The sequence below is a fragment of the Dissulfurispira sp. genome, from assembly GCF_036745535.1.
Classification (GTDB): domain Bacteria; phylum Nitrospirota; class Thermodesulfovibrionia; order Thermodesulfovibrionales; family Dissulfurispiraceae; genus Dissulfurispira.
In genome coordinates this window covers 12,814-19,024 of the sequence record NZ_DAIOFX010000036.1, presented here as the reverse complement: position 1 = coordinate 19,024, position 6,211 = coordinate 12,814, and the positions used below count along the sequence as shown (strand labels likewise).

Genomic DNA, 6,211 nt, shown 5'->3' with positions numbered 1-6,211 from the left:
ATATAAATGGTGATTTCAAGGAAGATGTAAAAGTCTTCCTTTTAAATATTTAATGTTTGTCCTGCGAATTGGATTACGGGCTTGTTTGATGTGCTGTGCAACGCATTGAATAATTTTAAGCATAGTAATGACGATGATAAAAACGATGCCTAAGATGATAAGACCTGTAATGGCAATGCCCAGCATGGCGACAAATATATACGCAACTACGATAACCAGCGTAGGCGCTATGAGATAGGCAATGATAAAAGGTAACCAGTTCATGCTTAATTTATACAATGTCAATCAGAGTAAAGGAATAAAATTTATGGATTACGCGGTTCCCGTTGACACTGCGTATGCTAATACCACATAAGCGTCTCATAATACGGCGTTGGAACGGTTACGGTTATATACCCCCTCCATGGACACCTTTCTATCCCTTCGCCGTTTTTCATTATATCCATAGAAAAATGGATTTCGTCATTCTCATGTGCCTTTATGTCGGCAAACGGTATCTCTATTTCAAATATCTCCTTTGCTGCCACATTCTCGATGGTCTTCACCAATATCCACTCCTCGAATACCCTTTCGTGGACTGTTGCATTAAGAGTATTTTCCTGCAAATCACAGGTTATTCTGAATGTAAAGGGGTGTACGATATTTATCTGCAGGATAATGGGCTCACGTGTTTCTGAAAACGGCATTGCCGGATCGATCCTTAAGTAAATGTTGTCTTTGTTGAAGCCGTAATAAAGCGCGGAGACAAAACTCTCGGATTTGTGCATGCTTCCGCCAGACCGTTTTACATCAACATAAGCACCCTGGTACCATTCAAAGTAGCTTGTGACAAAGCCGTCAATTTTTGGATATATAAAGCCCCTTGCCTGTGTAACGGGCTCGATGCTCCTGTCCTCCAGCAGTATGGGTACATAAAGATGGGGTGGGATGTCTTTGCCCATTACTTTATAGACCTGCATGAGATGGTTCCTGAAGAGCTCGTCAAAATCCTCCTGTGTTTCTGTTGTGTGCTCGTCCCCATACCACCAGTTCCAGTCGCTTCCTTCTGCTGCATAAATGGCATTCCATGCCTCGGTGATGTCCCTGTCGGGATTGGCCTTTGCAAATGCCCCAAGGTCTTCCCTTGTCTGAGCAAGATAGTCCCATGCAAGGTTATCCTCTTCATGGCCTATCCATATCCCGAAATTGGCATTAATCCACGAGCCTGAATGAAGTCTGTGGAGCGGCTCGCCCGGGTCGTGTTCTTTTATAAATTCCGAGACGGTTACGGTCTTGAACCTGCTGTCGTTGCTCAATGCATGATACAGTCCTCTCAGGAAATCGTGTCCATCGTTTTTGTAGTATTCCCATGCATTTTCGCCATCTAAGATTATAGGGACTAAGTATGCCCTGTCCTTTGGCAGTGTGTTTCTTATCTGTATGAGCTTGCCCATGAAGTCATCCACAGCCTTTTCAGGCTTCCATCCTGAATATACAAAGCCTATCAGGTCCGATAGTTTGTGGTCTCTGAATATCATGGAGACATTGTTGAATTGATATGGCCTGTATAGACTTGTTGCATCGGTAAGATAGCCCTCGGGGCTTCTCAGAGGTTTTTGAAGCGATCTCGCCAGGATCTCTTCATCGGTTGCGATCCATTTAATCCCTTCGGCATGCATGGCCTTAACTACATCTTCGCTCACAGATCCCTCTGAAGGCCACATGCCTGACGGCCTGTATCCAAATATCTTTTCGAAGTAATCCAGTGCCATCCTGATCTGTTTTACAGCGTCCTCAGGATAACTGTATCTCTTTTTCGGCAATCTTACACCGGGCATTGCTATCTTTGCAGAGTCGGTATCCCATAATAAAGGGAGTATCGGATGGTAGAAAGGCGTTACAGATAGTTCTATCTGTCCGCTCTGGCTCATTTTTTTATATTCAGGGATTATCCCTTTTAATATCTCGAACTGTTTTTTTATTACGAGTTGTTTGTCTTCTTCTGTAAAGCCCCTTTCTTTTTGTATAAGCCTTTTCATGGTTGGGTCATTATCCCTGAACATGGGGTCGATCCAGCTCAGATTGAAGAGCACCTGAAGATCCCTTACATCATAATCTGTGAAATATCTGGATACCCTTACAATATCTCCCTTTGTGAAGCGGAATCCCCTCTTTACGAGCAGTTCATAATATCTGGGGAAGGTTTTTATCATATTGTCCCAGTTTGCGAGGAAGAAGTTTTCTATGACGAACAGCCTTTCGGATTCCGTCATGTCAGAGGGATTTTTCAGCGTTAATTCGAGGTACCTGTCGGTTGCATTGTTTTCTATATAATCCCTCAACTGCTCGATCAAGGAAGGAACTACATTGAATGTCTGGCGGATGTTCGGGAATTCCTCGAGGATTTTCACCATGTCCAGATAATCCTTGGTTCCGTGCAGCCTTACCCACGGCAGCCGGTAAATCCCTGTAAAAGGGTCTTTGTAATAGGGCTGGTGCATGTGCCAGAGAAAGGCAATGTAAAGGGGGCTATCCATTATTAATTCTTTTTGGCATCATCCTGGAATTGAAAGATATATTCGTCGGGTTTTGCCAATCCGAATTCTTCCCTCGCGTGTTTTTCTATATAATAGGGGTCTTCTTTTAGTGCGTTTATCTGCGCCTGCAGTATCTTGTTCTCTTTTTCCAATATGGTTATTTCTGTCTCCAAGCTATTTTTTGTCTTTTTGAGTGTGAGATATTTTATGAAACCCATGTTTCCAAGAAGGAGAGATGTACTTGTATAGAGAAGTGCGAGTATAATTACGGTGAAAAATATTACATTGCGCTTTTTTCTTTCGACCGTAACCTGTTGTCTGAGGTTTCGGGGTTGTATTCTGCCTCTCATGGTTTAATTATCGGCTAAATGGGCAAATAAGTAAATGGGTGAATGACCATCTGCTCATTTTCCCAAATTGTAAAACGCTTCTTTGCCTCTGAAAACTGCAGCTTCTCCCAATTCTTCCTCTATCTTTAAAAGCCTGTTGTATTTTGCTATCCTTTCGCTCCTTGAGAGCGAGCCTGTCTTTATGAAGCCTGTATTGCAGGCAACTGCCAAATCGGCAATGGTCGTATCCTCTGTTTCACCTGACCTGTGGGATATTACTGCAGTGTAACCCGCCCTTTTTGCCATTTCAATGGCGTCGAGGGTTTCTGTGACAGTGCCTATCTGGTTTAGTTTTATGAGTATAGAATTGGCAATTCCTTTTTCTATACCCTGCTTTAATATCTTTGTATTCGTTACAAACAGGTCATCGCCCACGAGCTGCACTTTGCTGCCAATCCTTTCTGTGAGGAGCTTCCATCCGTTCCAGTCATTTTCCGCTGCCCCGTCTTCGATTGACATGATGGGATATTTCTTTGCCAGTCTTTCGTAATAATCAACAATCTCATGGGATGTTATCTTTTTGCCCTCAAAGTTATATCTGTCTTTCTCGTAAAATTCGGATGATGCCACATCGAGGGCAAGTAATACATCCTTTCCGGGTTTGTATCCGCTCTCTGTGATTGCCTGCATGATTATGGATATTGCCTCTTCATTGGTATCGAGGTTCGGAGCAAAGCCTCCTTCGTCACCAACAGCGGTATTCAATTTTTTCTTTTTAAGGATGGATTTAAGGGTGTGGAATATCTCTGCTCCGGCACGCAGTGCCGATGCAAAGTCCTTAAAGCCTGCAGGCATTATCATGAATTCCTGAATGTCGAGGTTATTGTCAGCGTGTGCGCCGCCGTTCATAATGTTCATCATAGGCACAGGGAGTTCTTTTGCATTACATCCGCCTATATATCTGTAAAGTGGAAGCCCCAATTCGTTGGCGGATGCATGGCAGACTGCCATGGATACGCCCAATATGGCATTTGCACCAAGCTTGCTCTTATTCTCTGTACCGTCAAGCTCTATCATTGTATTGTCTATGAGTGCCTGATCCTGTGATTCAAGCCCCCTTAGCCTCGGTGCTATCTCTTCCATTATATTTTTAATTGCAGTTAATACCCCTTTCCCGTGAAACCTCTTTTTATTCCCGTCTCTCAGTTCCAGCGCCTCTCTTTCACCTGTTGATGCGCCTGAAGGGACAATTGCCCTTCCTGTAGCTCCGCTGTCAAGCAGCACATCGACCTCCACTGTCGGATTGCCTCTGGAATCTATTACCTCTCTTGCATATATGTCTATAATCTCACTCATTTCCCCTCCTATTTCTTCGGTGCATGTATTGCCTCTCCGTGCACATCCTCTGCAGCCTCCATCAGGCCTTCTGCAAGTGTGGGATGGGCATGGATCATATCGGCGACCTCTTTTACAGTAAGTCCTGCCTTTATTGCCAGTGCCCCTTCATGAACAAGGTCCGATGCATGCGGGCCTATTATATGAACGCCAATGACTTTATCGGTATCGGCGTCGGCAACAATCTTTATCATGCCTGCAATCTCTCCCATTGCGTGTGCCTTTCCAAGTGCCCTGAACTGGAAGTGCCCTGTCTTTATGTTTATCCCTTTATCCTTAGCCTGATGCTCTCTAAGACCAACAGAGCCTATTTCAGGGGATGTGAATATGGCTGCAGGAACGACAGAGGAGTCATATCTCTTTTCTTTTCCGCAGGCATTGCTGGCAGCCACTATGCCCTGTTTTGATGCTGTATGGGCGAGGAGTATTCCTCCTGTTACATCGCCTATTGCGTATATGCCTTCTATGTTTGTCTCCATTTTTTCGTTGACCAGTATTTCTCCCCTTGCTCCCTTTTTTATCCCCACTGCTTCGAGCCCTATATTCTCTGTATTGAGTGCCCTGCCTATGGATACGAGGAGTTTCTCTGCCACGAGTTCTTTTCCGTCTGCAAGGTAGACATGGATGCCGCCGTTTTCTTCGGCTTTGTGGCCTTCCACTTTCTCCACCTTCACTCCTGTCATGAGTTTTATCTTTTTCTTTTTGAGTTCCTTCTCGATGATTTCCGATATTTCGGGGTCTTCTGTGGAAACAGCCCTCGGCATCATTTCGACCATTGTGACCTCTGTGCCGAGTTCCTTGAATATGCATGCGAATTCGCAGCCTATAACTCCAGCGCCTATTATTATCAGGCTCTTCGGTATGGATTTTATATTTAAGGCATCATCGCTGGACAAGATGTGTTCGCCGTCAAAGGGGAATATGGGAATCTGTGCAGGTCTTGAGCCTGTGGCTACGATTATTTTGTCTGTCTCTATTATTTCGGTGGTATTGTCTTTTTTCTGGACTTCAACCTTTTCAGGGGTAAGTATCATCCCCCTTCCTTCGATGAGATTTACTCCCCAGCTTTTGAATAAAGAACGAATGCCCTTTACCTGTGTTGAGACGACCTTGTTTTTCCTCTCCATTATCTTGGAGAGGTTAGGATTAATATCTCCTGTAACCTCTATTCCGAATTCCTCGAGGTTTTTAGCCTTATGAAGTGCTTCCGATGATGCCACAAGCGCCTTGGTAGGAATACACCCCCTGTTAAGGCACGTGCCTCCAACTTCGGTGTCTTCTATTACCGTTACCTGTGCGCCGAGCTGCGCTGCCTTTAATGCTGCTACATATCCCCCGGGTCCTGCACCTATTATTGTTAACTTCATTTTGCTTCCTCTTCTATATATCTCTCGTAGTCTCCTGCATCCATGAGATCGTCGACCTCTGATTCGTTGTCCATTTCTATTACTGCTATCCATCCCTTTCCATACGGGTCTTCATTGATTATCTCAGGAGAGTCTGCAAGCTTTTCATTGACCTCGATTATGGTTCCGCTTACAGGTGCTATGACTGCCGATGTTGCCTTTGTGGACTCGATCTCTGACATCTCGGTGTTTGCTTCTACTGTTGTATCAACTTCGGGAAGGTCAATGTACACGATGTCTCCCAGCGCATCCTGTGCGTAGTCTGTTATTCCCACAGTTGCCTTCTTGCCTGATGCCTTTACCCATGTGTGTTCCTTGTGATATTTGATGTTGTCTGGATTCATGCTCTCCTCCTTTAAGGTGTGGGGAAGATTTCATTTCCCCCACGAGCCCCCTTTAATTTTTTAATAAGGACAAAGCCCTTCAGTGTGAATTTTCTAACATAGTTTTTGTTCTTTGTCAAGCAAGTTTTTGGCTGCCAATAATTAGAACATAATTTAATCGGTCTCGGCAAGTCAGGCGGAAGTATGTTATCATAGATTTCATGCAGATGGCTAAAAATATA

At 44.3% G+C, this 6,211-nt stretch carries 6 protein-coding genes; all 6 read right to left on the bottom strand.

All coding sequences use genetic code 11. From position 1 onward, the window contains the following. Positions 1-15 precede the first annotated feature (15 nt). Positions 16-264, bottom strand: a complete 249-nt coding sequence (locus V7L97_RS07455; RefSeq protein ID WP_333654679.1) for a hypothetical protein — start codon at positions 262-264, stop codon at positions 16-18. Positions 265-341: 77 nt separating this feature from the next. Beyond that, positions 342-2,516 carry a glycoside hydrolase family 57 protein gene (locus tag V7L97_RS07450; protein WP_333654678.1) on the bottom strand — a complete coding sequence of 725 codons (2,175 nt, stop codon included), beginning with the start codon at positions 2,514-2,516 and terminating at the stop codon, positions 342-344. 2 nt (positions 2,517-2,518) lie between these two features. Further along, positions 2,519-2,866 carry an FtsB family cell division protein gene (locus tag V7L97_RS07445; RefSeq protein WP_333654676.1) on the bottom strand — a complete coding sequence of 116 codons (348 nt, stop codon included), beginning with the start codon at positions 2,864-2,866 and terminating at the stop codon, positions 2,519-2,521. A gap of 54 nt (positions 2,867-2,920) precedes the next feature. Beyond that, positions 2,921-4,201 carry a phosphopyruvate hydratase gene (eno, locus tag V7L97_RS07440; protein WP_333654674.1) on the bottom strand — a complete coding sequence of 427 codons (1,281 nt, stop codon included), beginning with the start codon at positions 4,199-4,201 and terminating at the stop codon, positions 2,921-2,923. Positions 4,202-4,209: 8 nt separating this feature from the next. Then, positions 4,210-5,607 carry a dihydrolipoyl dehydrogenase gene (gene lpdA / locus V7L97_RS07435; protein ID WP_333654672.1) on the bottom strand — a complete coding sequence of 466 codons (1,398 nt, stop codon included), beginning with the start codon at positions 5,605-5,607 and terminating at the stop codon, positions 4,210-4,212. Beyond that, on the bottom strand, positions 5,604-5,990 hold the full coding sequence (gene gcvH / locus V7L97_RS07430) for a glycine cleavage system protein GcvH (protein WP_333654670.1): 387 nt from the start codon (positions 5,988-5,990) through the stop codon (positions 5,604-5,606). The genes lpdA and gcvH overlap by 4 nt, the downstream gene beginning before the upstream one ends. Positions 5,991-6,211 lie beyond the last annotated feature (221 nt).

What these genes read in the sequence shown, in the direction of transcription:
- V7L97_RS07455 (WP_333654679.1), bottom strand. Translation starts at nt 264, where the DNA reads ATGAACTGGTTACCTTTTATCATTGCCTATCTCATAGCGCCTACGCTG.
- V7L97_RS07450 (WP_333654678.1), bottom strand. Translation starts at nt 2,516, where the DNA reads ATGGATAGCCCCCTTTACATTGCCTTTCTCTGGCACATGCACCAGCCC.
- V7L97_RS07445 (WP_333654676.1), bottom strand. Translation starts at nt 2,866, where the DNA reads ATGAGAGGCAGAATACAACCCCGAAACCTCAGACAACAGGTTACGGTC.
- eno (WP_333654674.1), bottom strand. Translation starts at nt 4,201, where the DNA reads ATGAGTGAGATTATAGACATATATGCAAGAGAGGTAATAGATTCCAGA.
- lpdA (WP_333654672.1), bottom strand. Translation starts at nt 5,607, where the DNA reads ATGAAGTTAACAATAATAGGTGCAGGACCCGGGGGATATGTAGCAGCA.
- gcvH (WP_333654670.1), bottom strand. Translation starts at nt 5,990, where the DNA reads ATGAATCCAGACAACATCAAATATCACAAGGAACACACATGGGTAAAG.